The 1,206-nt window shown below is 71.8% G+C and carries 2 protein-coding genes; one reads left to right on the top strand and one right to left on the bottom strand.

All coding sequences use genetic code 11. The annotated features are described in order from the left end of the window. A partial coding sequence (locus N866_RS14835) for an AMP-binding protein (protein WP_034227740.1) occupies positions 1-987 on the top strand: 987 nt, incomplete at its 5' end. Between the two features lie 10 nt (positions 988-997). Here the strand turns inward: N866_RS14835 and N866_RS21475 are convergent. Next, positions 998-1,206 (bottom strand): hypothetical protein (locus N866_RS21475; RefSeq protein ID WP_034227738.1); only part of this gene is annotated, 209 nt, incomplete at its 5' end.

Raw genomic sequence — 1,206 nt, 5'->3', positions numbered from 1 at the left:
ACCCAGGTGATCTACGAGGGCACGCCGGACACCCCGCACAAGGGCCGCTGGTGGGAGGTCGTCCAGAAGTACGGCGTGACGATCCTCTACACGGCCCCGACGGCGATCCGGACGTGCATGAAGTGGGGCGAGGAGATCCCCGGGCAGTTCGACCTGTCGAGCCTGCGCGTGCTCGGCTCGGTCGGGGAGCCCATCAACCCCGAGGCGTGGATGTGGTACCGCCGCGTCATCGGCGGCGACCGGACGCCCGTCGTCGACACGTGGTGGCAGACGGAGACGGGCGCGACCATGATCTCGCCGCTGCCCGGCGTCACCGCGACGAAGCCCGGCTCCGCCCAGACGCCGGTGCCCGGGATCAGCGTCGACGTCGTCGACGAGGAGGCGAAGCCGGTCCCGAACGGGTCCGGTGGCTACCTCGTGGTGACCCAGCCGTGGCCGTCGATGCTGCGCGGCATCTGGGGCGACGAGCAGCGGTTCAAGGAGACGTACTGGTCCCGCTTCCCGGGGCTGTACTTCGCGGGCGACGGGGCCAAGAAGGACGACGACGGCGACATCTGGCTGCTGGGCCGCGTGGACGACGTCATGAACGTCTCCGGCCACCGCCTGTCGACGACGGAGATCGAGTCGGCCCTGGTCTCGCACCCGATGGTGGCCGAGGCTGCCGTGGTCGGCGCGAGCGACGAGACGACGGGTCAGGCCGTGGTGGCCTTCGTCATCCTGCGGGCGGACTACACGGACCGCGTGGACGAGGGCGCCGACGTCGCGACGACCCTGCGCGCCCACGTGGCGCGGGAGATCGGGCCGATCGCCAAGCCGCGGTCGATCCTCGTGGTCAACGAGCTCCCCAAGACGCGGTCCGGCAAGATCATGCGGCGCCTGCTGCGCGACGTCGCGGAGCACCGGCCGGTCGGGGACGTCACGACCCTCGCGGACTCGTCGGTCATGGACCTCATCGCGTCCGGGCTGGACAAGCCCGCCGAGGGCTGAGGGGACGGACTCAGACCGTCAGCGCCTCGAGGAACCGCGTGACCTCCCGGTCGAGCGTGGCGACGGACGGCACGAGCGGCATGACGCCGTCGCGCGACCCCCCGTCCACCCGGTCGGCGAGCTCGCTGACGTGGTCCCCCATCGAGCGGACGGCGCCCTCGATGCCGTCGAGCACGCCGGCGACCTCGCCGACGGCGGCCTGAGCCCTGATCCACCGGT

Source organism: Actinotalea ferrariae CF5-4, from assembly GCF_000603945.1.
Taxonomy (GTDB): domain Bacteria; phylum Actinomycetota; class Actinomycetes; order Actinomycetales; family Cellulomonadaceae; genus Actinotalea; species Actinotalea ferrariae.
Note: the sequence above shows the minus strand (reverse complement) of the source record. Positions and strands in the feature narration are given on the sequence as shown.